This is a genomic window from Ruegeria atlantica (assembly GCF_013032505.1).
In the GTDB taxonomy this organism is placed as follows: domain Bacteria; phylum Pseudomonadota; class Alphaproteobacteria; order Rhodobacterales; family Rhodobacteraceae; genus Ruegeria; species Ruegeria atlantica_F.
Map to the genome: position 1 here is coordinate 41,848 of NZ_WQCG01000012.1, position 24,523 is coordinate 66,370.

28 protein-coding genes and 1 pseudogene are annotated in these 24,523 nt (G+C 55.7%); all 29 read right to left on the reverse strand.

Annotated elements, in window-relative coordinates; all coding sequences use genetic code 11:
- On the reverse strand, window positions 1-1,314 hold the full coding sequence (locus GOW92_RS23415; RefSeq protein WP_170565824.1) for a DegT/DnrJ/EryC1/StrS family aminotransferase: 1,314 nt from the start codon (window positions 1,312-1,314) through the stop codon (window positions 1-3).
- Complete coding sequence (locus tag GOW92_RS23420) at window positions 1,311-2,492, reverse strand: MFS transporter (protein ID WP_170565827.1); 1,182 nt, start codon at window positions 2,490-2,492, stop codon at window positions 1,311-1,313. The genes GOW92_RS23415 and GOW92_RS23420 overlap by 4 nt, the downstream gene beginning before the upstream one ends.
- On the reverse strand, window positions 2,489-3,478 hold the full coding sequence (locus GOW92_RS23425) for an L-histidine N(alpha)-methyltransferase (protein ID WP_170565830.1): 990 nt from the start codon (window positions 3,476-3,478) through the stop codon (window positions 2,489-2,491). The genes GOW92_RS23420 and GOW92_RS23425 overlap by 4 nt, the downstream gene beginning before the upstream one ends.
- A gap of 17 nt (window positions 3,479-3,495) precedes the next feature.
- Window positions 3,496-4,248, reverse strand: coding sequence for an SDR family NAD(P)-dependent oxidoreductase (locus GOW92_RS23430; RefSeq protein WP_170565833.1), 753 nt, complete (start codon window positions 4,246-4,248; stop codon window positions 3,496-3,498).
- Window positions 4,229-5,338 (reverse strand): M20/M25/M40 family metallo-hydrolase, encoded by a 1,110-nt coding sequence (locus GOW92_RS23435; RefSeq protein ID WP_170565836.1) that lies wholly within the window; start codon window positions 5,336-5,338, stop codon window positions 4,229-4,231. The genes GOW92_RS23430 and GOW92_RS23435 overlap by 20 nt, the downstream gene beginning before the upstream one ends.
- A complete protein-coding gene (locus tag GOW92_RS23440; protein ID WP_170565839.1) occupies window positions 5,328-6,194 on the reverse strand; it encodes a [LysW]-aminoadipate kinase in 867 nt (288 codons plus the stop codon). Before GOW92_RS23440 ends, GOW92_RS23435 begins: the two co-directional genes overlap by 11 nt.
- Before the next feature lie 2 nt (window positions 6,195-6,196).
- Complete coding sequence (gene argC / locus GOW92_RS23445) at window positions 6,197-7,225, reverse strand: N-acetyl-gamma-glutamyl-phosphate reductase (protein WP_170565842.1); 1,029 nt, start codon at window positions 7,223-7,225, stop codon at window positions 6,197-6,199.
- Window positions 7,226-7,227: 2 nt separating this feature from the next.
- Window positions 7,228-8,067 carry a lysine biosynthesis protein LysX gene (gene lysX / locus GOW92_RS23450; protein WP_170565845.1) on the reverse strand — a complete coding sequence of 280 codons (840 nt, stop codon included), beginning with the start codon at window positions 8,065-8,067 and terminating at the stop codon, window positions 7,228-7,230.
- A gap of 80 nt (window positions 8,068-8,147) precedes the next feature.
- Window positions 8,148-8,318, reverse strand: coding sequence for a lysine biosynthesis protein LysW (locus GOW92_RS23455; RefSeq protein ID WP_217356579.1), 171 nt, complete (start codon window positions 8,316-8,318; stop codon window positions 8,148-8,150).
- 202 nt (window positions 8,319-8,520) lie between these two features.
- Window positions 8,521-8,712: pseudogene (locus GOW92_RS25485) on the reverse strand (IS30 family transposase); the annotation flags it as partial.
- A gap of 264 nt (window positions 8,713-8,976) precedes the next feature.
- Window positions 8,977-10,032: a hypothetical protein gene (locus GOW92_RS23465; RefSeq protein WP_170565851.1), complete on the reverse strand. Its 1,056-nt coding sequence runs from the start codon at window positions 10,030-10,032 to the stop codon at window positions 8,977-8,979.
- 17 nt (window positions 10,033-10,049) lie between these two features.
- The gene (locus tag GOW92_RS23470) at window positions 10,050-11,714 is read right to left on the reverse strand and encodes a type IV secretory system conjugative DNA transfer family protein (RefSeq protein ID WP_170565854.1); all 1,665 of its coding nucleotides are present in this window, start codon (window positions 11,712-11,714) and stop codon (window positions 10,050-10,052) included.
- A gap of 208 nt (window positions 11,715-11,922) precedes the next feature.
- Window positions 11,923-12,087 carry a DUF4177 domain-containing protein gene (locus GOW92_RS23475; protein ID WP_170565856.1) on the reverse strand — a complete coding sequence of 55 codons (165 nt, stop codon included), beginning with the start codon at window positions 12,085-12,087 and terminating at the stop codon, window positions 11,923-11,925.
- Window positions 12,088-12,098: 11 nt separating this feature from the next.
- Window positions 12,099-13,112: an ATPase, T2SS/T4P/T4SS family gene (locus GOW92_RS23480; RefSeq protein WP_170565859.1), complete on the reverse strand. Its 1,014-nt coding sequence runs from the start codon at window positions 13,110-13,112 to the stop codon at window positions 12,099-12,101.
- 355 nt (window positions 13,113-13,467) lie between these two features.
- Window positions 13,468-14,301, reverse strand: coding sequence for a TrbI/VirB10 family protein (locus tag GOW92_RS23485; protein ID WP_170565861.1), 834 nt, complete (start codon window positions 14,299-14,301; stop codon window positions 13,468-13,470).
- 11 nt (window positions 14,302-14,312) lie between these two features.
- Entirely contained in the window at window positions 14,313-15,011 is a 699-nt protein-coding gene (locus GOW92_RS23490; protein ID WP_170565864.1) for a hypothetical protein, read from the reverse strand.
- Entirely contained in the window at window positions 15,008-15,823 is an 816-nt protein-coding gene (locus tag GOW92_RS23495; protein WP_170565866.1) for a TrbG/VirB9 family P-type conjugative transfer protein, read from the reverse strand. The genes GOW92_RS23490 and GOW92_RS23495 overlap by 4 nt, the downstream gene beginning before the upstream one ends.
- On the reverse strand, window positions 15,823-16,467 hold the full coding sequence (locus GOW92_RS23500) for a virB8 family protein (RefSeq protein ID WP_170565870.1): 645 nt from the start codon (window positions 16,465-16,467) through the stop codon (window positions 15,823-15,825). Before GOW92_RS23500 ends, GOW92_RS23495 begins: the two co-directional genes overlap by 1 nt.
- A 6-nt stretch (window positions 16,468-16,473) precedes the next feature.
- The gene (locus tag GOW92_RS23505; protein ID WP_170565874.1) at window positions 16,474-17,541 is read right to left on the reverse strand and encodes a type IV secretion system protein; all 1,068 of its coding nucleotides are present in this window, start codon (window positions 17,539-17,541) and stop codon (window positions 16,474-16,476) included.
- A 52-nt stretch (window positions 17,542-17,593) separates the two neighbouring features.
- Window positions 17,594-18,343: a type IV secretion system protein gene (locus GOW92_RS23510; RefSeq protein WP_170565876.1), complete on the reverse strand. Its 750-nt coding sequence runs from the start codon at window positions 18,341-18,343 to the stop codon at window positions 17,594-17,596.
- Window positions 18,343-18,477: a hypothetical protein gene (locus tag GOW92_RS25240; RefSeq protein ID WP_302477331.1), complete on the reverse strand. Its 135-nt coding sequence runs from the start codon at window positions 18,475-18,477 to the stop codon at window positions 18,343-18,345. Before GOW92_RS25240 ends, GOW92_RS23510 begins: the two co-directional genes overlap by 1 nt.
- Entirely contained in the window at window positions 18,474-20,834 is a 2,361-nt protein-coding gene (locus GOW92_RS23515; protein WP_170565879.1) for a hypothetical protein, read from the reverse strand. Before GOW92_RS23515 ends, GOW92_RS25240 begins: the two co-directional genes overlap by 4 nt.
- A complete protein-coding gene (locus GOW92_RS23520) occupies window positions 20,827-21,105 on the reverse strand; it encodes a VirB3 family type IV secretion system protein (RefSeq protein WP_170565881.1) in 279 nt (92 codons plus the stop codon). The genes GOW92_RS23515 and GOW92_RS23520 overlap by 8 nt, the downstream gene beginning before the upstream one ends.
- Before the next feature lies 1 nt (window position 21,106).
- Window positions 21,107-21,391: a hypothetical protein gene (locus GOW92_RS23525; protein ID WP_170565884.1), complete on the reverse strand. Its 285-nt coding sequence runs from the start codon at window positions 21,389-21,391 to the stop codon at window positions 21,107-21,109.
- The gene (locus tag GOW92_RS23530) at window positions 21,391-22,122 is read right to left on the reverse strand and encodes a lytic transglycosylase domain-containing protein (protein ID WP_254453130.1); all 732 of its coding nucleotides are present in this window, start codon (window positions 22,120-22,122) and stop codon (window positions 21,391-21,393) included. The genes GOW92_RS23525 and GOW92_RS23530 overlap by 1 nt, the downstream gene beginning before the upstream one ends.
- 73 nt (window positions 22,123-22,195) lie before the next feature.
- Window positions 22,196-23,425, reverse strand: coding sequence for a DUF1173 family protein (locus GOW92_RS23535; protein WP_368040323.1), 1,230 nt, complete (start codon window positions 23,423-23,425; stop codon window positions 22,196-22,198).
- Entirely contained in the window at window positions 23,422-23,778 is a 357-nt protein-coding gene (locus tag GOW92_RS23540) for a hypothetical protein (protein WP_170565887.1), read from the reverse strand. Before GOW92_RS23540 ends, GOW92_RS23535 begins: the two co-directional genes overlap by 4 nt.
- Window positions 23,775-24,194: a TSCPD domain-containing protein gene (locus tag GOW92_RS23545; RefSeq protein ID WP_170565890.1), complete on the reverse strand. Its 420-nt coding sequence runs from the start codon at window positions 24,192-24,194 to the stop codon at window positions 23,775-23,777. The genes GOW92_RS23540 and GOW92_RS23545 overlap by 4 nt, the downstream gene beginning before the upstream one ends.
- On the reverse strand, window positions 24,191-24,343 hold the full coding sequence (locus tag GOW92_RS23550) for a hypothetical protein (RefSeq protein ID WP_170565893.1): 153 nt from the start codon (window positions 24,341-24,343) through the stop codon (window positions 24,191-24,193). Before GOW92_RS23550 ends, GOW92_RS23545 begins: the two co-directional genes overlap by 4 nt.
- Window positions 24,344-24,523: the final 180 nt, after the last annotated feature.

The following is a 24,523-nucleotide window of genomic DNA, read 5'->3' on the forward strand; positions in this document are numbered from 1 at the left end:
CTATGCGGTTCGCGCAGCGATGGATTGAGCGATCCGGGCTACCTGTTCACGATGCACACCAAAAACTTTTTCGAAGCCATCCGCGCACGCCTGCAGAAAGGCATCCGCGCCGGAATTCAGATGCACTCTTTGCAAGGTGAAGCTATCGTCAATCACGCGGCTGGTGATAGGATAGCTTTCCGCGGAAAACGGCTTGACAGGTAGTTCCCGGCCCGATCGACACATGGCTGTGCGGTCCTCCTCGGCAAAGATCGGTTGAGCTGGTAAGGGGCGTTGTTGATAGGGTTCAACCGGAACACCTTCCGCTCGCAATGCCCTTTGTGTGGCTAGCCGGAACGCCTTGTTGGTTAGATGCGGGAAGCCCGCGTATTCGGCATCAACAAGAAATCGCAATATGTGCCATACATGGGATCGATCCGGCAGCGTTTCGGGCACAATCAGGCCGGGCAAATCCCGCAAACGATCTAGGAACCTGCGAACCGTGGATTCGCGCAGGGCGTTGCTGGTTCCAAAGCGATCTAATTGACTCAGGGTATAGGCGGCTGGAATGCCGCCCAGCTTATTGTTCCAGCCAATATCTTCATGCAGATAAAGGCGTCGTTCGCCGCGTTTCAGTCGTTCTCCGAACTGGCGCAACTTTTGCAGACGATCAGCCAAAGTGTCGTCATCGGTGGTGATGAGGCCGCCTTCTCCACACGTGGGCAGATTTTTTGAGGCATTCAAACTGAAGACACCTATCTCGGACAATGTACCAACGTGCTTGTCCTGGTAGGTGGCCCCATGTGCCTGCGCGGCATCTTCAATGACGTGCAGACTGTTTTGCCGAGCAAATGCCGTAATTTCGGACATATCAGCAGGCAGACCATGCAGATGAACAACGATGATGGCTTTGGTTCGCGGGGTTAGGAGAGCCGGTAGCACCTTCGGATCTAGATTGAAACTCCTAGGATTAATATCTGCAAAGACTGGTCGCGCCCCAATGTGCAGCGGTGCGATAGCCGAAGCAATAAAACTTAGCGCAGGCACGATCACTTCGTCACCTGGGCCGACATCGAGCGCTGCCAGCGCCAATTTCAGCGCAGACGTCCCATTTGAGACGGTGATGCAATGTTTCGTGCCGATCCATTCTGACCAAGCAGCTTCGAGCATCTCCACCGCTCCGCCAGCATAAAGGCTGGTCAGATCGTTCTTGCGCAAAGCTTCAACAACGGCAGTTTCATCCTGCGGCAATGTCTCTGGCCAGATGGGTTTGGCAAGTGTTTTGTCAATGGCGGGTGCGCCACCCGACAATGCGAGCATGTCAGACGGTCTCATTGGAAATTTCTCTCCGGGGCGGAAAGCGGTACCATCAGCATACTGAGAGCTGCCAAGGCAACAAAAATGGACGTACTCCCCATCAGCGGCAGCAGAGCGCTGAAGAGTGTTGGGCCGACTATTGTCGTTGAAGAGAACAGAAAAAAGACCGCACCGGATCCCAAGGATGGACGTTCTTTGAACTTACTGATACTCCAGACCAGAAGCCCACTTCCTATAGCAATGGATGTATAGCCAAACAAAACGGCTGACACCAAAACTGCGCCCAGATGGGTAGGTGCTAGCGCAAGCAATGCATATGACAAAGCACAGGCAGTGAATATCAGGCGCAGGAACCAGCGAAGACCGACCGAGGAAATTGCAAGTCCGTTGAAGATTGCTGGCAGGCCAGCAACTCCGAGCAAGGCCCAGAACAACCGGTCATGAGGTGGCACCATATTGCCAACCTGTTTCAGCAAATCGACCGAGAAGGTCAGGTAGACGCTGAAGAGAATACCATAAACCAACAAGGCAAAATATAGTCGAAGATGCTCTCGCTTGACAAAAAGGCCCCAGCTGATTGGAACTTTGGTGACCACGGAGGAGCGAGATATGGAGTCTCGTGGCAAGATCATGAGAGAAAACATGATAACCACTAGCCCAACGATCGCCATTGTAATCCAAGCCATTCGCCATGTATCAGCGGCAATATATGCGGCCAAAGCCGTAATAATCATTCCCGGTGTAGCGCCCGCGCTCACTGCGCCGATAGCCTTGACCTTCCATGCTTCCGGCAACCAATGCTCGATTGCTTCGAACAAAGCAGGCGATAGAATCCCTCCTCCTATCCCTGCGGTGATGATCCCGCAGGCGACACCCGAGAATTCCGGCGATAACCCGGCGATGAATAGGCCAATCACTGTGATGGCGCTGGCCATGGTCATCATGATTGTTGGGCGGAAGTAGATCGCGACTGCCGACGCCAAAAGTGTAGAGATCAGATAGGTCGCAGCGTTGACACTGGCGATGGCTCCCAATTCGAAAGTTGTTGCAGCAAAATCATCACGCAATACTGGCAGAAATAGGCCGAAAGCATATCGGCCAAAACCATAGGTCACACTGGTCATGCCGATCGTCAAGATCAAGAAAACGACCGGGTGAACGGGCCGGTGCGTTGCAAATTGAGACGCTTCCATCATACTGCCTCCAGCAGGGTTGTGGCATACCAGCCATCTGCGTCGGTAAATGTCTTCACCTCTTGGAATCCGATGTTTTCTAGGCGACTCCGCATCTCAACGCGGTCAAATTTACGTTGCGTACCGGTCCGGACCGTTTCATCGGCATCAAAATGGACCGTCAATTCCAAACCCCGGAACAAGATGTCCTGGTCAGTCTTGCTGCGCAGATGCGTTTCACAACCTTTGTGCTCAGGATTGAACTGCACTTCGAATTCGAAACTCCCTTGATCGAAATTGGAGCCAAACGTATCGTTTAGGTGATCGAGAACATTCAGGCTGCACAGTGAGGCTTCGTAATTCTGGTAGGCACTGCGAAGCAGTTCTGGGTCCTTCTGCAGGTCATACGAGATCATGAACATATCGCCGATATCGAGCTGCTTGCGGATATTTCTGAGCAAAGTGTCATCGGATTCCTGACTGATAGAGCTGCCGATTAGCAAGAACAGACTTGGAGTTCCTGCAGGTTTGATCTTGCTCGCAAAGACATCGCTGTAAGCGCCTGCAATACAATTCGTATAGACGTTGGGTAGTTTTGGCAGATAATTCCGAGCTCCGGCCATCATGATCGCGGCATTGATGTCAATCGGGTAGAAGCAGACCGGGTTATACCGCTTGTTGTAGGCCTCTAGTAAGATGGCAACCTTCTTTGAACTGCCGGCACCGACTTCAAAGATCGCGCGATTACCGGTCAGTTCGACCAGATCATCCTTGTAGGTTCTGAATATCTCGATCTCTTTCTGGGGCAGGTAATACTCTGACGTCTCAACAAAACGATCAAAATAAACGGATCCTTTATCATCGTATGAAAACTCGGGTGGAAAGAACTTTTTTTGAGCCGTTAGCCCAGTAATCAATTTCTTGATTGATGCCTCAGGATATCCGCTCGGCAATCCGTCGGCTAGATTCTTCAAAGTGATTCGATCATCAATGGATATTTCCGTTTTCATGACTTAATGCTCCGAATTCACAACGCAGTGGTGCCGCCATCGACGGCCAGTTCTGCTCCGGTGACATAAGAAGACTCATCGGAGGCAAAATAAACGACTGCATAGCCAACATCCTCAGGCTCACCGACGCGACCAATCGGTAATGTTCTAAGTCGCTCTTTCCAGTTTTCGGGCTCCAGCATGTCATCAATCATCGCGGTACGTACCGGGCCGGGGAAGATCGTATTTGAGCGGATTTTGTCCGCTGCGCATTCCACGGCAATGTTGCGTGACATCAATCGGATTGCCCCTTTGCTCATGGCATATGCGGTATACCCGCCGGTCGCACCAATCAGCCCGGACGTTGACGAAATGTTCACAATGGATCCACCGCCTGCTTCCCGCATTTGTGGGATGCAATGTTTACAACCCAACAGCGCGCCAGTGGCATTGACATTTAGTGAGGTCTGAATTTGGTCAAGCGTCAGGTTTTCTGTATAGTCGCGCTCCAAGGTGCCGGCATTGTTCACTAGGACGGTTATCGGACCATATGTTTCACGCGCAATTTCCGTCGCCGCCTTCCAATCGGCCTCATTTGCGACGTCAAGTGGAACAAAGATGGCATCTTGACCAGCTTCATGGATTTCTTCTGCCACCATCCTTGCCTTGTCGACTAAAACATCGGTGACTATTACCTTTGCTTCCTCCTTCGCGCACATAATTGCTTGGACACGACCTTGTCCCTGCGCGGCTCCGGTGATTAGGGTAACCTTACCTGACAAGCGTGCCATAATGTGATCCTTTCTTGGAGGTTGCATCCGTGATCTCAGATTGCGGGCAAAGCTCGTCGATCACCCGTGACAGAGCATCGCGCAATACATCAATTGCGGTTAAATACTCGGCAAAGCTCAGATGCTCGTCTATGGTATGGTCCAGGCGAGAATCGCCCGGACCATACGCGACAGCCGGGGCGGACCAGAATTCGCGGACGACATTCATGTCGCAGGTACCTGATTTGATCTTGATCTTCGGCTTCAAGTGCGCAGCGCGGATGCTAGCCGAAAGCGCGCGGACCGGAAGGCATGAGCGCGGCGTGCGAACCGCCTTTGTTGCCTCATCCAGCCGCAGGTTGCCTCCGACTGCCTGTTCAGATGTGAATGTCAGGAAGGCGCTGATATCAAAGCCTTCTGGAATTCGGATATCAAAGTCGATCTCAGCACTGGCAGCATCTCCAGCCATTCGAGTGACCGTAGCTTCCGGTCGGTCAAACAGGCGAGTGTCTTGTGATCGATCTTCGCAATACTGTACAATCTTTGACCAATAGCGCACTGCAGCAACACTTGCATTATCCTGTGGGCCGGCAGCATGCCCTTGCGACGTGTGGTGCGAAATGCGGCCGCCAATACGACCCTTATATCCTATCGTGATCCCATCAGAACCGGACGGTTCTCCAATAAATACAATCGCCGGATCATAAGTTCCCCGCAGTGCCCAAGCCCCTCGCGATGTTGTTTCTTCTTCGACCGCACCGATGACGATGAACCGCACCGGCGCATCATGAAATGCCGCAGCTGCACAAATGAAACAGCATAGCGATCCGGTTGCGTCGGCGGTACCACGACCTGCGATCTGGCTATCCGTCAATGTTGTAGGTAGCAACGTAGAGATGGTATCCATATGGCCCAGAAGAACTACTTGAGGCCCAGCTTGGTCACCAATTTCGCCAATGACGTTCCCGGCGTTGTCGATGTGACTGTCAAAGCCAAGTGCCGTCATGCGTTCTGCGAGAAACACAGCTACTTCAGTTTCGTGTCCAGAGGGGGACGGAATGCGAACCGCATCAATCAGCAGGTCAAGAGCTTGTTGTGAATTAGGTTGCATATCGGTCAGTGTCCTGCTTTTTCGATACTATCGAAGGTGAGGCTCCAGCTGAGGCCGTAAAAGTGGTGCCATGGCCAGCCAAGGCTTTTTGAATTGGTTTTGTGATATTGCCGTTGGCGATGACAACTTTTTCTACGCCTCCTGCCAACGCCTCCTGCACGGCAAGTACTTTGAGACGCATGCGCCCATGAGCTATCGCGAGTGCCTCTTCGAACTGGTCCGCGTCAAACGACGATATCAACGAAGTCGGATCGTCCTTATCCTGCTGTAAACCGGCAACATTGGTCATCAAAAACAACAAACTTGGTGTAATATGCGCGCAGATCGCTGCCGCGAGCCGATCTGCATCTACGTTGACAGGTCCATCCTGCAGATCAAAGGCCGGAGGAGAGATCACCGGCGTCAACCCCTGATCCAGGAATGCAAGCAGATGTGCAGGGTTAACATGATTGATCCGTGCCGAATGATCATCGCGAATCAAATGAACCCGCCCGTCTTGCAACGACCGCAAAGCAGCCTTCCGCTTACCCTCGACCAAACCACCATCCATTGCAGATAGGCCAAGCGCTGAAACCCCCAAATGCCGTAACTGCGACACAATCTCTCGGTTAACACGATCAAAAGCCATCAATGTGACTTCCAGAACCGCAAGGTCGGTATAGCGTGATCGTATGCCAGAAGGAGATGTGAAGAATTTTTCGGGCTGCCCTAACCGTTCGCTCAGCGTCCTGATCTCGTGAGATGCTCCATGAACGATAACAACTCGTTCTCCGGCCTGGATCAAATCAACGGCATCCTGGAGGATCGAACCGATGTCAACGCCTTCGCCACCACCAATCTTTATGAGATAGATCATGACTACACCGGATGTAAGCTAATGCTGGTCAATCCAGCTGTTTCTGGAAACTGCATGCGAATGTTCATGCAGTGGATGGCATTGCCGACAGCACCTTTCATCAGGTTGTCCAAGGCTGATATCGCGATGAGCCCGCTCCCATCATCCGTTAGGGCATAGCCGATATCACAATAGTTCGTTCCAGTTAGAATCTTCGGTTCAGGTAGGGTATAACCAGCTTGTCCTTGACGCTTGACCAGTCGGGTGAATGGTTCATCAGCATAAGCTTCACGGAATATTTTTCGTATATCTCGGTCGGAGACCGGGTGCGACAGCGTACAAAAAGCTGTCAATAAAATTCCGCGAACCATATCAACACTGTTGACGGTGACGTGGGGGATCACGTCACACTGGGTGACGATCTCTGCTTCATGTCTGTGACCTGTCGGCTTGAAAACGCGAGTGACTCCTGATCTTAGCGGATGATGCGTGCCCAAGCCCACCCGCGCGCCTGAACCGCTGGAGCCAACTTTTGAATCTACATAAACACGTGGCTCAATCACGCCAGACGCCCGTAGTGGTCGAAGAGCCAGAATTCCTGCAATTGCAGTACAGCCCGGTCCAGCAATGCGATCTGCAGATCGAAGTTCGTTCCGATAAAATTCTGGAATCCCTGGTGTGAATTGGGAGCATAGGTGTGTTGCTGTATGCAAACCACCATAATATCTCTCATAGAGAGCCATATCATTTAGGCGGAAATCAGAGCTAAGGTCGATTACTACGGTGGCCTTATTCTGCCAGATCGAGACTTCGGATGCGGCGGCACCATGAGGCATTGCAAGAAATATAACGTCACAAGGGTTCAAGTCTTCTTTGCGTATAAAAGCTTGATCCGTGTGATGGCGTAGATTGGGATGAACCGTGCCCAACGGCTTGCCCGCGCGGCTTTCTGAGGTAACTTGCAGTTTGGTAACCTCGGGATGTGCCAGCAAGAGCCGCGACAATTCACCGCCCACAAATCCAGATCCGCCAACAATAGCCACATGCACCATGGTTAAAGTCTCGCCTTAAGGTAATTAACAATTTCGGAGGCGATATTCACGCCAGTAACATCTGTAGCCAGGGCGAATTCGGTAGTATGATTGACTTCATTGACCAGTAGCCCAGACTGATCAGTCTCAAACAAATCGATGGACAAGATACCTCCGCCAGCTACTTCCGAGGTGGCGCGACACAACTCCTCCAAGTCAGTGGAAATAGAAATCTTTTCCCCCGTCGCTCCGCGTGAGGCGTTGGTAATCCAATGATTCGACCGCCGCCTGTATGCAGCAATAATGCGCCCGTCCAATGTGATTGCGCGCAGGTCTGAATTGCCTGTCTCGATGAATTTTTGGATATAATGCAGACGATGCTGGGGACCGGTAAGCTGTTCGCGCAAATCAAGAACTGCTTCTGCGGCGTTCCTATCATGTGCTTTAACGACCAGCCTACCCCAAGACCCGGTTGTTGGCTTCAGTACAACAGGGTACCCCATTTGTTCTGTAGCCTGCAGAGCCGTTTTTGTGTCAAGTGCAAATATTGTGGATGGCGTTGGAATTCGCGCAGCCTGCAAAGCCAAAGTCATTGCTTGCTTATCGCCGCTCAGTGCAATGGTTGAAGAGCTGTTCACGCAGGTCAACCCCAAGCTTTCAAAATAGCGAACACTGGCAAGCGACTGTGTTTGCGAAATGCATCGGTTTAACACCAAGTCTGCATTCAAACCAGACTCATGCGTGCGATCAAAGATCTTCTTGCGTACATCAATCGTTGAGAACGCCAGCCCAGCACTGTTCAATGCGTTCAAGAGAAGCTTTTCTTCGGTTCTAATAATGCTCGATAGAAACAACAAGTCCACGCGAGATCACTCCCTTGCTACGGCCGGCAAGTCATTAGATGTTGTTGAAATAGACTAACCCCAAGCCCTAGCGCGAGTAATTACTCGCCCCAGTCTTCCTCAATCTCGGGTGCCGCGATAAGTTCAATGGGATTGGAATTTATAACCTCGTGTTCGGCACCGCATTCCAGGCACGTGACAATTTCCGCTAATTTAACGTCTGTTGGAATCGAAATCATATTGTCGCAACTGATGCAGCGAGCTGTAGTCATCTTCGTGTTTCTCCGTTGTAACTCACTACCTTTTATTCACCATTGGCTATCGTCCTTAGCTGGATGCTGTCAACCTATGAGGGAAATTGGTGGGCTAAAAATCGCTTATAGGTTGAGTCAGAATCGTGCTTGGATGCTCTCGGTTCTGCAAGGATATTCTGAGTGATCTGGCAACGATTGTTTTGTGCGGATTCTATTTGTTTTCTATTAGAAGTCGCAATTGAAGGTAGCGCGCTCCTTGTCTGAACAAGACAAGATCAGCCTCCCGATGTCCAAACTGGCGGCGGTGAGCAACATCATCCGGGCGAAACAGAATGCTGACATCACGGTCAAACTTGGGGGCCTGGCGCTTACTGGCGCGGCGCGGACGACGCGCTTTGCGATGCTCGGGTATCTCTCGCAGCATCCAACAAAATGGGCTCACTGCCCGATTTCACCGCTATCCGTATGAATGGCTGTTGTCGCTATCGCGTCACAAAAGGGTAGACCCGTACAAGACATGCGAATGTGACGGATTATGCTGTCTCAAATGGGTCGATTTCTCCCTAATGTGACACTCTTCAAGCTTCGCAGACCCAAAAGTTACACATCACAGCTGCGTGTTCACGTCCTGTTCTTCATAGCGCCCAAATATGCAGCTTCGGGCCAGTTGGGCCAATTACAGGCTGTGTCCGGCGTCTCCATGACGGAGATAAAAGAACTGCCCGCCGCGTTCCTCAACCAGTTCCTTTGACATCTGGCATATTTTGGCAGAGGCAAATTCATGCAGCTCGTCGACGGCACGTACACCCAGTTTCTCCGCGTTACGGTTCCCCTCGCTAGCGAAGTGAATCTGTGCCTCGATATAGTCTTCGGCTTTCCACTCCATGGATGTTCCGAGAGAAACTGCGGTATTTATCGACAGGTGAGAAGCCTGGAAGCGCTCCAGGAACAGATCAGGGTTGATACCTATTGCCTGTGTCCGCTCAATGATCTCGGCCTTTGCGCCTTTCCATTCTTCCCCCACCCGTCCGGCGTCCCCGTCGAAATGAAACGGTGCAAACTCGTTGGTATAGCGGAAGTCCTCGACGGTAAACGGTTGCAACTCGGCATCATAGGGCCGAAGCTCGGCAACCTGGCCCATGAGTTCGCCTATTTCAATACTCATCCTTGCACGTAGATTAAAGTCTTCAACTCGGTCCACAAAACTACTCATTTTGTTGATCGTAGTCATGATGCCTTGCGTTTGGCGGTCAAGTTCGTTGAACGCTTCCTCACCGATGGTGTCTTTCATGTAGTGGGCGAAGCGATCCGCGGCAGGTACGTAGTCCTCCGATTTTTGGAACGCTGTGTGGTCTGCGAGATCGGCCAGGGCCGAAAAGTAAGGATGGTGGCTTTCCGTCTGCTTGATTTCGTTGATGTGCTCGGAAACCCAGATCCTCATCGCCTCGGTGTCAGGTCCTAGTTCTTTATCGGGGTAAGTGAATTGCTCCTTTATTGCCCCAACAAGCTGAACTTGTTTATCGTGTTCTGAAACACGCGCAGACGCGATATCTTCAATCTCCTGGCTCATTGAAGAAATAGCCGGGGTATCATACCCCATGCGCTCGTAGTCCTTGATCACCGCATCCACCTGTTGGGACAGCCGCTCGTCTCGAGGCGTGCTCTGATCAAACTTCGAATACGGCGCAAAATGCTCAACTTCCTTCAATAGATAGTCTTCTCTTGAAACCATGGCTTACGCTCCTTTTCTCATGTTGCGTTCTGTTGGCTGCCCGCCAGTGTTCGTTGCATGAGCTCACGCGCCTCTTGGGTTCGAACGCCGGCGTCAACGCGTGCCTTTTCGAACTGTTGGGCCAGAGTTTTGTCGCCATCCTTCAAACCTTCAGGGAGATCGGCCGTGTCAGACTTCGCGAGCTTGAGGTTTGTGTCCTTGGCCTGTACCCGGCTCAGGTCCACATGCCTGCCTTTGATTTCAGGGGCTTTTCGACCGGTGAACTGCAGGAAATATGGGTCTTCAAAGTAGCGGATCTTCTTCGCGATCACCGGCATTTTGCCCTCGCGGATCAGCACGAGCTCATCGTCCGGCAATCGGCCGACCTGTTCGGGGCGCATGAGCCTCAAGCCTTCCTCCCGAATGGACAGGCTGCCCATGTCCATTTTACTCATGCTGCGGGACCAGGACTTGGAGATGACCGTCTTGTCGCCGATCGACCTGGACACATGCTCGCGCACTTCGGGGTCTTCACTGGCGGCGAACACCTGCGTTCCGGCGTTCGCCAGCATCGCACGCACCCCTTCATGCCCGTAGATTTCCTGAAGGCGGGAGATCGACTGAGAAATCAACACGAGCCGCCCGCCAAATGACCGCATGGTGTCATAGGCTTCAACGACGCGCTCAAGGTTGCCAAGACGCTGGAACTCATCGAGCAGGATCAGCACCTTGAACGGCTCATCTTCTCCCGGTTCGTCGGTTTCTATGGTGTTGACCAGATCGAGAAAGAACAGGCGAATGAGTGTCTTGTATTCCTTCACCTTCTTTCCTGATATCGAAAAGTAGATCGCGGCAGGCTTGCGCCGCAAATCCTCGAAATTGATGTCATTTCCTTGTGTGACCCGCGCCACAGACGGGTTGCGCCAGAGCTGCAGGCCGGAATTGTTCATCACGGATCTTGTTGATTTGAAGATTTTTGGCTCATCATCCGCGATACTCAGAAATTCATCGGCGGCCAGCGGATAACCAACTTCCTTTGCCAGTTTTTCGTACTCGCTTTGCTTGGTGGTTTTGATCAGGTGAAGGACTTCCGAGATGTATGGCCGATCGCGTTTGATCACCAGCATCGCCATGGCGCAGAACATGCCTTCGACGCCGCCCAAAAAACTCTGGGCGTTCAAGCTGGGCGTCTCGAACATCTGGGTTGCCACCTGAATGACTTCTATCCAGCGCTCGGAAAGATCCTTGGCCAGCACGGCCCGGCGCAGTGGGTTATAGCTGTGGCTTCTGGACGGGTTTTCAGGGTTGAAGACATAGACCTCATCGCCCATTGCCCTGCGTCGGCCGCCAGTTGCTTTGAATATCTCGCCCTTGATATCCAGAACCACGCAAGATCCGTTGAACCTTTGCACGTTGGGAATGACCAATCCGCTGGTCTTGCCCGAACCGGTGGGGGCTATGAATGCGGCATGTGGTTTCTGGACCTTCGGGTCCGGCTTGTAAAAAAGTGCATTTTTCTGGTCCGGAGGGCCGAACTTGGCAAAGACAATCTCGCTGTCGAGTGGTGAACCGAGCTTCAGCCGGGTCGCGTATCCTTCCTTGACGAGCTGGCGCGGTTTCGCAAACACCGCGTCACCGTATTTCGTGGACGGGCCGCGGATCGCGGCGATGACAAAGAGGGTGGTGAGCGACAGGACGGCCACGGTTGCCAGCAGAAGAATGTGCTGCTGTGCCCCGACCGGTTGCAGGGCCAGCTTTGCAGGAATGGTCCAGAGATCCATCCCGGCAAACCGATATGTCATGATCCATTCGAGATAGAGACCGACAACCAGGTAGGTAACGGCAGCCGTTGCAAGCAGGCCCATCATGCCCGCCAATGCCATGCGAGCTGTGCGCGGCAGCTCCTGAAACTCAGTCATCGACCACCTCGCGTTTGAAGAAACAATGCAAACCGCTGAGTTCAACATCAACGACGCTCACCAGCTCCCAGCCGTTTTTTCCCATCTTGTTCAGGCGTTCATCGTATTCCTTGTCATAAACGTGGTATGTGCAGGTTGTGTATTCGAACTTTTTCATAGTTTCTCCAATCAGTTCAGTTGCTCGGGTTGCATTAGGGGAGGGAAAATCACGCCGTTCACCTTCCGCTCATCACCGATTTTTTTCATGTGAATGATCATGTGAATGGTGGCGCGTATGTCTTCGACCACCTCCGCCTTCTGCACGGTCGGAGATCCGCGCCGCACCATCTTGCTCAGACGGCCGACAGCATCGACGGGGGAATTTGCATGCATGGTGCAGACAGAGCCGTCGTGGCCGGTGTTGACCAGTTCCAGGAACATGTTCGCGTCATCGCCCCGGACTTCACCGCAGATCAGCCGGTCCGGGCGCAGGCGCAGAGCGGATTCGAGCAGCTTTGTCGGAGACCGGGGGCCGTTTTCCTCGGAGCGATCCGCCAACAGACTCACGGCGTTGGGCTGCTCGATGTCCAGCTCGGCAACCTCTTCGATGGTGACGACCCGCTCATCATGATCGACGCGTTTCAACATCGCGTTCAGAACCGTCGTCTTGCCTGACGATGTTCCGCCGGCAACGATCACGTTCCATTTATTTTCCATGGCAGTGCCCGCCAGGCGCCTGAAACTGATCTCTCCGAGGATCAGCGCATTGCGGGCCTCATTCAAAAGGCTGTGGTCGTTCATTTCCGTCAGGGCGGGTTTTCCGCTGGTGAAGCTGAACGTGCTCAGGTCGACGGATTTGACGCGGAGCAGGCGGATTGCCACGGAGCCAACGCCGGTTGTAGCCGGGGGAATGACCACCTGGACACGTGCCTTTCCCGTTGTCGTGGGTACATTGGCCGTGGCAATCGGCTTGTTTTCCCCAAATGTCACATCACTGAATCCAGCCACACAGCGGCCGACATTCTCAACCTCATCGCGGGTCATGGTGATCTCGGTTCGGGCCATACGAGTCGAGCCCATACGTTCGATCCAGACAGCCCCGTCTGGATTGATGGAGATCTCACTCAGGCTTTCATCTTGAAGCAGATGCGCAATCTTGCCGGTGTAATAGTCCAGCAATCCGGTGTCAGTTTGTCCGGTCATTATGTGAGCCTCAGAATTGCAGGCCATTTTGGAGGGGTTTGCGCCACCTCCAGGATCTTCAATGCCATCGCAATCTCGTGTGGTTGAAATTCTGGCCCACAAAGAACTTCCTGAAGCTTGTCAGGCCGCATATCGTTTTCAAACGCCCATGTGATCATCGAGCAGCAGTCGCGGAACCTCCATTCAAGAAATGGTTCAGTTTCAAATCCGCCGCTGTACAAGATCTGGCAGGGCAGCTCCGGATCGGTTGTGCGATACCCCACGGTTATGGTCGCAAAGGAACCGGGTTGGATTTCGACGCGGCGTATCTCCGCAATAGGGAGATCTGGGAGCGGGGTCTTTTTGTGTGCCATGATCAAAAGCTGTCAAACACAACGTCGCGCTGCAGAATGGCGCTGATGCGGCTGCCTTGATCCACATGTATTGTCGGCGTGATCCGAAGATAGTCTTCCAGCGCGGCCGCGGTGGCGTCCTGCGTGTTGGACCCTACCTGCGTTGCCAGATCCGTGCGCACCGTGTTGTTGCTGTCGCTATCAGAAACCAGCGCCACAGGGGCAATACCAATCAGGGAGAGCAGGGCGGCCGAGCCGAAGCGTTTCCCGAAATGCGTTCTGACAATGCCGGTGGCACCTGTGCGGCCTTGTGGGTCTGTACCGGCCGACCCAATCTGCGCGGAAAGCCCGTCAGGGGTCATGACACGGCTCCAGACAATCATGATACGGGTTTGCGCCAGTTCTGTGTCCGCGCGGTATTCTCCATAAAGTTTGGAACCGCGTGGCAACAGCAAACGAGTCCCATCCATCGAATAGACGCCACGCGTCAGTGTCGCTACGACGCTGCCCGGCAATTCCGAGCTGATCGCGCCGTCAAAAACCGCGTCCAGCACTGTGCCCTGCGTCAATGTCCGCGACGGATCATCGATCATGGAGGCGCCGACAATGGGCGGAAACTCTTCGACCATGTTGTTTTGCCATGTCGTGTTGGTGTTTTCCATAAAAGCACGCTGTTCTTCAGGCCGACGCGTATCCTCCTGTGTCCCTGCCTGGCGCGTTGCCGGATAGGGCTGAAAAATGATCGGCTGTGACGGCGTGTTGACCGGCTGATACTCCGGGCTGGTCCCGCCTGCGTTTTGTGCGGTAGCGGATGAGGCCAGGGTAAGAAGCGTGAGGGAAAGAGTAGTCTTGTTCATCGGTGTCTGTCCTATTTCTTTCTGCCAAAGGGGTTTTCATCGAACACAATGCCGTTCGACTGGTTTTGCGCTTTGCGCTGTTTCCTGAGTTCTTCGAGCCGGAGCCTTTCGCTTTCGGACAGGCCCTGTGCGTGTGAGCGCCCGGAGCCTGCCAGGGCGCGCGCCTCGGCATCGGCAACCGCCTTGCTCAACTCGGCTGCAAAGCGCTTTTCACGCTGGTCATATTGATCCTGCAGTTGGTCCAGGCTCCGTTTGGTGGTTGTGAGTTCGCTTTCCTTCTGGGTCAGGGCGATCTTTGCTTTTGTCAGCTCGCTCTGAAGCTCATCGATCCGGCCATTCAGCTTTTCGATCGAGGCAAGAGCCTTGTCCAAACTCCCGGTTTCCACCTGAACCGGGGTCTTCACGGGGGCAGGGGCCGGAGCGACCGATATCCGCTCCGCTTCCGGGTCGGAGTTCGGCTCATCGGTTTCCGGGCCGCGTGCCATCAGAAGCCCGTAGCGGTCTCCGCTGTCCTGTTGCAACGCATCGACCCGCACGCCACTGCGGCTGGCGTTGTCACTATCGCCGCTGACAACAATCCAGAGAAACCCGAAGAAGAGGACCGAGGCCGCAGCGGCAACGCCGAGTTTTTTCTGATCGATCCTTTTGCGGACACGCGGCGTCGGCTGCTCAGCCGCCGCCCGCGCCGCAATGACCTCTTCCTGTTTCATCTCTGGTCGCCCGGGCGGTTGAGCAGGGCGGTATGTATCGGTCTGGTGTTGTTCTGGTGGGCCTCATCGTTGCGGATGCAGATGGATGTATCCTCGATGCGCAACGTCCAGAGTTCTGAGAGCCCCTGGACCTGGATCACCCCGCGCGGCTTGACGGTGGTGTTCACCATCAGTTCCCGGCCATCCGGCAGCACCCGGAAGATCCCGGGCAATTCGGCATCCTGCGGGATTTGCATGTAGGTATGCACGCCATCGTCCCAGACGGCGGTGGGTACAAAACCCGCCTTGCCGGATTTCGAGTAGTTCGAGTTCACAAATTTGCCGGTGGGTTTTGGCTCGCTGCGCGCAACACGACCCAGCCAGCCGGATGACCTGGAGGCCCCGGTGTGTTTCTCATCCGGGTATATTGTGACGCGGAACGGGACTTTCGCACGCTCCGCATCCGTCGTGGCAGGGACAAGATAGAAATTATACATGCCCCGATTGGTCAGAACTGTGAGGTTTGAATCGGAGTTCAGGATTTCCGGTTTGAAGGCGATGACCCGGCCTTCCTGCAGGCGGGTGATCTGGTAGCTTTCCGTATCGCCGGACCCGATGCTGCGTACCGTCTCCCCTTGCGGAAAGTGAATATAGGTGATCAGCCGCTCACCCACGTTGATGCGATACACCTGGTTTTCCGCGTAGTGGAAATGCGCCACACGAGGATCCGCATTCTGGCCGTCCGGTGTTGGTGCGATTTCCGCAACGGTGGCCACAGCCAGGGCCACCAACAGTGCGGTCGTAATCGAAAGTGTCTTGAACAGTCTCTGCATCAGAGGTCTCCCATTGCATCTACGCGGTAATTTGTGACGACGAAGCCAAACGGATTTTCCAGAAGCTCATCCATCGAGGTCACGATCTTTTCCTCGAACCCATATGTGACGGTGACAACATAGCGGGCTGAGGTTTCAGGCTGGTTCGGCACGACGAGTGTCTTGCGGATCTCCACCTGTGCCGTGGTGTCATTGACGGGCGTTACACCCAGAACATCGGTCTCAACCTTCGTCCTGTTCGTGTAGATCTCGTCGGGGTGGTCGGGGTTCGATCCGTCCCAGAGATCGCGGAAGGACGATTCCGCCAGCTCATCAGACCGGCGCAGCACGAACCCGATCCGCTCCTTGTTGTCCTGAACGTCATAGGTTTCCCGGTCGCGCACGTAATTGGCAATCTCCCGGAAGGCCATGCCTTCGGATGCTTCCAGCTTTTGAACCTTCTCCGTCAGTAACACTGGCAGCCTGGTGTTCGGATCGATTGACAGCGGCACCGCCCGGATTTCCTTAAGGGGCAGGATGATCACCCACCCGATTATCGACGCGACCCCGATCAGCAGGCCGAGAAAACCAATCACCTGCCATCTGTGTGCGTCCCGGCGTGCACTCAGAAACAGCTCTTTTTCGTGTTCCGTTACATGAGTCATTTGCTCTTACCCCTGACCGTTTCCTGGTTTCTTGTTTCGTCCGGTCTCAAGACCCTTTCTGAAGTCGTCTGCTGCGATGCTTTGCCGGGCTTCTCTGCTTTGGGTGCGGGCTGTTTGCATGATTTGGCGGCGGGCGTTCATGGCACGCGATGCACTTTCGCGGACACCTGAACCGTCCCTGGCAGCGCTTGCCATCGCGGCGGACGTCTTTCCGGCGGTAACCGTCTTCCGCACGGCGGAATCGGCCGCGCCCATGAGCCGTTTCATGCCGCCCGCCGCACCCGCGGCAGCAGCGATGCCGGACGATGCGGCAATAATCGCCCCCGCCATGCCACTCGCCAGCGGCGGGATCTGGGTCAGCATGACAATGGCAATGATGCAGACCGCGAGGAACTGGCCCATTTCCTTTATTTTGGATTCCGTGGTGACAGCGGATATCTGGCTGTCAAACAGCGCGGTGATCAGTGAGACCACGCCGGTCAGAACCACGATGACCATGACCAGCCCGACCACGGTCTTGGCCCAGGCCGCGAAGATATTGGCGGATCCGGAGACCATGAGGGTCGAGATGAACACCGGCGCGAGGCCAAGCGCGACGGCAAGACCCCCCTTGGCAATCAAGGCGAGACCCGTTCCGAAGGCTGCGATGATGGCACCGGCAACCCAGAGCACCACGCCTGTCAGGCTCAGGCCCCATGTCGCATTCTCGAACGCGGTGGACGCAAGAAAAAAACACTTGGTGACAATGTTATCGAGCGTGACCCAGACGTTCGCCCCGCCTGTCATGGCACCGCTGATATTGTCAGCCAGCCCGTTGATCCCGTTATAAATGGGTTCGAAGCTGTCCCAGCTCGTTGCCATGGCGATGATGATGGCGATGCGCACAAACCAGCCCGTGTAAGCCAGCAGCCCGACCTGCTTGATCTGCAGGATCGCGTTGATCATCATAACCACAAAAACCAGCGCAGCGATCTGCCAGAGCGCAGAGGCAAGATCCGCCGCCAGCTTGGTGAAGGCCGTTTCGCTGAAATTGTTGATCGCGGCCTCGATCTTGGCAACGAAGCCCTCGATCATGGGCTGCACGTCGCTACAAGTTTCGGCTTCACAGCGGCAATGCGACTCCGTTTCATGGTCTGTCCTCTCCTGCGTAGTTGATCTGGGTTGCACCTTCCGCTGCGGTGGCTGCGGCCTCCGTTCCCGTCGTCAGGGCGATGGCCGAGATGCCGCGCAAGACTTCGATCTCCACCTGCAGAAGCTTCAGAAGAACGGCCGTGTTGTAATCGATCGCATCTTTCAGCTCTTCCTGCTGTCCAAGCTCGTTGCGCAGGTCTTCAGCATCTTCCGCCAGCTCGTTGGACTGGTCGTAGCCGTTTTCACCCAGCGCCGAAGTCACCAGCCCGGCGCTGCCACGTTCCGAGACAATACGCCGGGCAGCAATGTCGGATGTGCTGTATGCGCCCAGAAGACCATCATCGAGGCCCAGAGTGATCGAGCGACGCTCCAGTGCCGCCGAGGCAATATCCGGGAGGCCGGTGGCGGCGGTCGTGGAATCGAGCGTGTAATCCAACATGTCGAGCGAGTTGGCGAGCCTCAGAAACCTGCGGCTGCTGAACTCCGACAGATCCGTCAGGCCAGACAACGCCTTGAACTGGTTCTCCAGCAAACTGCGTTGTTGTTCGAGCATCTGGTATTGCTCCAGCAATTGCTCGTACTGGCGTACCATTTCCGCGACTTCACGAGCGGAGTTGGCGGCATTCTGGGTCATGTTTGCCCCGTCAAAGGTCGGCACGCCCACGCCCTGTGCGGCTGCGATAACCGGCAGGGCCGACAGGATCAGTGTGGCGGCGGTGGTTCGGGCGGCTTTGAACCTCTGCATCAGACCAGCCCCAGATCTGCGGGTTCCAGCGCTTCGAAATCGCAGGCGCAATCACTGCGATAGCCCGAATAGCTGCCGGTGCATCCGGCAACAGCGGCAAGAAGCGCCAGGGCGAATAGGAGTTTTCCGGTCATGTGATATCCTTCCAGAAGTTGGGGTTTTGTCGCCAGTCAGGGTCGGTGAACGCTTTGCCGTTCGATCCGCTCAGAACGCGGAGCAGGGGGCCGAGCGCGCTCAGATCGACATCGAGCCAGACAGACTCGTTGCCTTTTTTCATGAGCATCACCCGGTCCCCGAAATGAGACCGGAGCGCGCCAAGCTCGGTGTTGTTCAACCCAATTTTTCGGTAGTCGTTCTCGTCGCCGTCGCGGGACGGGAAAAAGAGCTTTGTGCTGGTGTTTTCCAGGATCGACTTGCTGGCCCGCGACGACAGGATGTGGTCGGGGATCTGCGTCATCATCATCATGACAACGTCCAGCTTGCGGAACGTGGTGTAGCCGTTTGTCAGGATTTTCGCGCCATATTCGTTCCCGGCAATCACCCAGGCTTCATCGATGACGAAGAGCGTTGGCACTTTTTCCGCGCAGCGGCGCTCGATCCGGCGCATCACGTAGCTGATCCAAGCCAGCCGCACCAGCCCGTCATCCAGAACCTCGGATATATCAAACACCAGGTGCCGGTCACCGGCGGCAAAGGGATCTTCGCCCCCCGCGCCAAACATCCAGTCCAGACGTCCCCCGCTGGCCCATTCACCCGCCCGCTTGAACAGGGCACGCCCGTCATCGAAAGCTTTGAACCGATCCCGCAATGAATCGAAATTCTGCAGGGGCGGTGGCAACGTGGCATTTGCCTGGCAAGCGCGGGTGATCTCTTCTTTCTGTTCCGGTGAGAGGGTGTCGTCGTAGCTCATCAGGGCCGTGACCCAATTTGCCAGCCAGCTTTGCCCAGCCTTGTCGGTCTCGGTGCAAAACGGGTTCATGCCGGTGGGCTCCCCCACACGCACACGGCTGTATCTTGCGCCAAGCGCCCGAAGCGGGGCCTCCATCGCGTGATCCTTGTCGAAGGCAATGATCCGGGCACCTTGGGCGACGGCCGATGTCGCCAAAAGCATTGCGATCACGGTCTTGCCGGAGCCGTTCGGACCCAGAACAAGCGTATGACCGGAAGGCAGGTTTTCCGGGTCGTCACTGGTTCGGGCCGCATGAAGAGACAGATCGTATCGGTCGCCCTGCGTGGTGGGGAATGTCGCCAGCGGGCCGGGCCAGGGCAGTTTGCTTGCCGGGAGGCCCCCGGGGCGCATGTGAAACGCGACCATGTCGGCAAAATTCTGGTCGGTGATCAGTTCCTCGCGCGTCCGGAAGGCAAAATTGCCCGGATGCTGCGCGAAATACACCGCCCGGGCCGAGAAGGATTCCCGCTTTAACGTGCCGCCCGCGATCTGGATAGATCCGGTGATGTGCCGTTCGGCAATCTGCAATTCCGGCTCTGTGCCAAAGACGCAGATCGAAAGGTGGTGCTTTCCGGCCGAGAGCGTGCCCGAGGCAATCCCGTCGGCAAAGATAGACAGGTCGTCTTCCAGTGACTTGGCTTTGTCACCGGCGGAGCGCATACGCCCGGACTGGACGCGTTCCTTTTCCTGCGCCTGTGTCCGGGTGAGCGGAAGATAGGATTGCGTGATCACCACATCCACCGGCAGGTCCAGGCTGTCGAATATGCCGGGAAAGGAGGCGAGGGGATAATTCTTGAGGGAAAAGACGCGCAGACGGCGCTCCTGACCGGTCACCGTATCGATCCTGGCGGATTTGCCCTGAAACAGCACATCCTCTTGCGGCATGTTGAACGCAATCGGTTCGGCAATGTTGGAATGGATGATCGGCTGGTACCGCCCGTTCAACAGCATCCCGTAATACCCGAGCCATTTCCCTTCGCTGATGCGCAGCCGGCGCACACGGTCATCGCCCAGAGTTCCGGCCAATGCCGAAAACACACCGTCGAGCTGGTCCATCAGTTCACGGCGTTCCTCGTCGATGGTTTGACCAGCGAGACCGAAGATCTGCTTGGCCCTTGCGTCCCTGCGCTGCTGCAGGACAGCACTCAGGATGATCTTGCGTTCTTTCAGCCGGCCCTGTTCGGCAGAGTCTTTCAGTGCCTCGGCCAGGGCACCGGCAAACCCGTCCCGATCTGTGATCGCATGACCGGTTTCCGCAGGGACGGTCAGGCGATGGATGTAAAAGGCAACCTCTTGCGGAGTATGGCGCAAAACACGCTCATAGCGTTCCGCCAGAAACTCAAACTCACCCTCATCCAGCGTATTCGCATTGATGCCGGTGATTTCCGCCGCACCGATCAGCCCGCCATTGCGGGTCGAGATGGTGCGGTCATCCACGACCAGGCCGTAAGGCAGCATCTGGAACAGATGTATTTCGTCCTTGCGCCAGGTCGGTTCCAGCAGGGAGCGTGCGACGGACCACATTTCGGCAGGTTTAGGCACTGTAAAAGTCCCCCCCGTGATGTTTCCGGTTCCGGGTTCTTGGTGTTCTGGAAAGGGTTACGAACAGGATGCGAAAGAATTCAGGTTCCCATTCATAAAAAAGGCGCAGGGCTGTGTAGAACACAAAAGCCGTCACGATTGCCGGGGTGACGCCCAACCAGTAGAACGCCGCAAATGTCACCCCTGCAATGACCATCAGGTAAAGGGCGGGCAGGCCACCCCATTCAGCGGAACGGCTCAGGCCGCGATAGAGCTTGTTGCTGCGCGCCATCTTACGAGCCACCAATAAAAGTGTCGGCAAGCCCGACGACCGCGCCGATCAGCACGGAGGCAATTGGCAGCTTGAGAGACCCCCAACCGAAGATGTAGACCACAAGGCCCCAGATGAAGCCAATGGCGGCGATCGTCACGCCAAGGAGTTTCGAATCCGCCAGGGTTTCTCGCACCCAATCGCCAATGGCGTCGTTCAGCCAACCGGCATGGGCGGGCGCTGTGCTCACACAAATCAGTGTCAGTGAGAAAAAGATCACTTGCTGTAAGAATGGAGATCGTTTCATCAGGATGTGCTCACTTTGCTGAGAATGGTCCGGACGTAGTGCCGGGTTTCAGAGAACGGGGGGACGCCGCCGTACTGGATGACGCGATGAGGGCCTGCGTTGTAAGCGGCCAATGCCAGCTCCCATGTGCCAAAGGCGCGATACTGCGCCGCCAGGTATCGGGCGCCACCATCCAGATTTTCCGCCGGGGCTTTTGGATCAACGCCCAGATCTCTCGCGGTGCCGGGCATAAGCTGGGCAAAGCCGATTGCGCCCTTTGGAGACACGGCATCGGCGCGAAACCGGCTTTCCTGCCAGATCAGGGTCATGAACAGGTCAGCCGGAATGCCATGCCGGTGCGCCGCCGCGCGGACCTCCGCGACGATCCGCGCGCGCGACCAGCCGCCCGACGGGCCTTTGGGACGCGGAGCGCGACCTGAAATCTCTGTTTCGCCGGAAGTATATGGCTGCTTGGTTTCTCGTACTGACTTCGTGGTTTCCCGGTCGTGCAGCCGCATCGGCTGGACAACACCCTCAACGAGTTCCGCTCGTGCCCCATTCAGATAGACACTGCCGTCCGGTTCATACTCGATGACCTGCGCGTCTCCAGCGTTGGTGAACGACAAGAAAAAGAGCAGAACGAGCGTGAACGCCACACCCCAACAGGATGTGAGTGACGCATTCTTGTGCCTGCCACGAGGCTGCTTTAGGCAGGAGGTATCGTTCCGGTCCCATTTCCAGATGGTCTGCAACGATCCCCCTCTCCCTCTTTTTACCGTGCCAGGTTGGGTGGAGAGGGGGCCTTGCTTATGAAAGAAGCTCATCTCATATTCCTCCTCCTTTCATTGAAGCTGTCCGGTCGAGCCGATCCGGAAAGGGTGGCATTGGCGGGTCATCAAGCCAGAGCCATGCAGGAAAGCGGCTCCCGTTGGCCACGTCGGCAAGTGCGGCAACGGTTTCGGTTCTGTCCGGATCTTCGGCCACAAAGAGTGCAACGGGTTCGCTCGTGTCGGTCAGCACCGCAGAGGCAACGGGCGCATTCGTGTCGAGATTGAAGCGCTGCGATTTGATGAAAGCTCGTCTTTGCCCGGTCAGCGCCGAAAGCAGGTCCAGCTCACGCGGATGGTCAAACGGCAACCAGTTGGCCGTGACCAGCATCATTCCGATTTCGTGCAAAACCGGATAACCGGCTTTCGCCACGCTGAAACTCGCTATGACAATTGGATGGCATCCCTCGATATGCTGCGCTGTCAACAGCTTGTCTTCAAATACAGCCTCGAAGCGCCGCGCCAGGTCCTTGTCCATGAAGAAGGCGCAATCGGGCATATGCTTGAGAAACGCTTTCGCCCCAAACGGCGTGGCCTCGTGCCCCTTGTATTCCGCGATCACCAGCCCAAGCGGCAAGGCCCTGCCCGCCGTGGCGGGTTTGAGCCTGCGGAACAGCGCGGTGCGCCTCTCGGCATTGCGCGCCTTGTGCTCCGGTTTAAACGGATCCGGTACATAAAGAATGTGGCTGAGATTGTGCCCCTTCGCTTCTTTGCCGGCCGCGGCGCGGATCAGAGCGTGCTGCACCACGCCCCACCAGCGCTTGCCTTCCATCGCCGGATACCAGCGGTCAAGACCAGCCTCATGCCAAAGATAGTTGAGCAGGCTCGTGATCGTGAGCTTGCGCGGCGGGGCCGCGGCTTCCGCAGGCTTCTTCCCGGTTGCTTCCGGTGCCGGTCGGCTCGTGCGGATTTTTTTCAGAGGAAAGCCCAGCCTGAGCGATGTGCTGCCGTCTTCCGGATTCTCCGAAACAGCCGTGCCCTGAACCTGCGCCAGCCCGGACAATTCTTCAGGAGGTAGAAACGACGCACAATCCGGTGTGTGGTCCGGTCCTGTTCCGGGCATCCGCTTTACGACAAACCTTCCACAAACTGCGGCGATATACATCTCCGGATGTGGCGATCGACAGCAGCATTGAACCCGCACACCAGTGCGATGCGCCCGGGCAAGCTTGGCTTGACCAGCTTCGGATTCAACGATCAAATCGGAATTCCACAGACGGAGAGTCAAGGGCTTGGCCTCCGGATGTCGGAGGGCCGCTCTTTCTCAAACTTGAGGGGGTCAGAGAGAGAGCGGCCTTTTTCTCCACGTGCCGTCTCATATGGCGTTTCGGAAAGGCCATAGTCTTCCAACAGTTGTTCAATATCCGGCACGATGCGCAGGCGATGAAACCTGACTTCCACCGCCGCCCGTGTCCGGCCCAGATCATCAGCGATCTGGCTGAAACTCTGTGATTGCCTGCGCGCCTGCAGCAGACAAAAGTCATCCATCGAAGACCAGTGCGGATGGGCAATGCTCTCCATGCGCTCAGCCCTGGTCGGCTTATTTGGCGGAATGAGGGTTTTGGGAATACCAAACGTCATTTTTGGACCTCCGTTTTGTCGGCGTTCACGCCGGGATGCCTGGTCTCCACGAGTGCGGCATCGTATGCGGCGGCCCATTCCGGAGGGACGCATACCGCATCGAGTATCCAGCCAAACAGGCTGGCATGGGTGATGTCCCCAATGGCGGTTTCCTGGCGAGAGAGTGACTTTGCGACGTCTTCAGGAGGCATGCCACATTGCAGCAGTTTCGAAACCAGCACACACATATCGTGCAGGAGAAATTCCAGGTCGCTGCCGGATTTGAGCCCGGCGCTGTAGAACACCTCGCGAGGTCGCAGCGGTTCTGCCGGGTCGTAGCCCACGGAGATAAACGCCGTCTGACCAAAGGCCGTCTCCACCCGGCGCGTTTCCACAAGGCGGCGGTTTGGCAGGATTTGGCGCTCACGCATTGTCATAGGCCACCCCGTCCCGGAAGCTCTGACGGGGAGGCTGGTTCCAACAGGTCAGTGCCTGGCTGTACGCGCGCCCAGATATAGACCATCAATCCGATGATCAGCGCGCCCGCGACGGCTTTGATCAGCCTGCTATTCAGATGGTCTTTCATCGCGCACCTCCCTTGAAACCGGGTCAATAATACTGACACATTTAACATAAGCTTGATTATCCGACACATGCCGTCGCCGCTCGGAAACACCCCGGCCATATCCCGGCTTCAGTTGACCCATGGCCGCCCCCTTTGCCGCTGTTGCCGCGTGCCCTCAGACACGCTGGCCCGGGCAGCGGC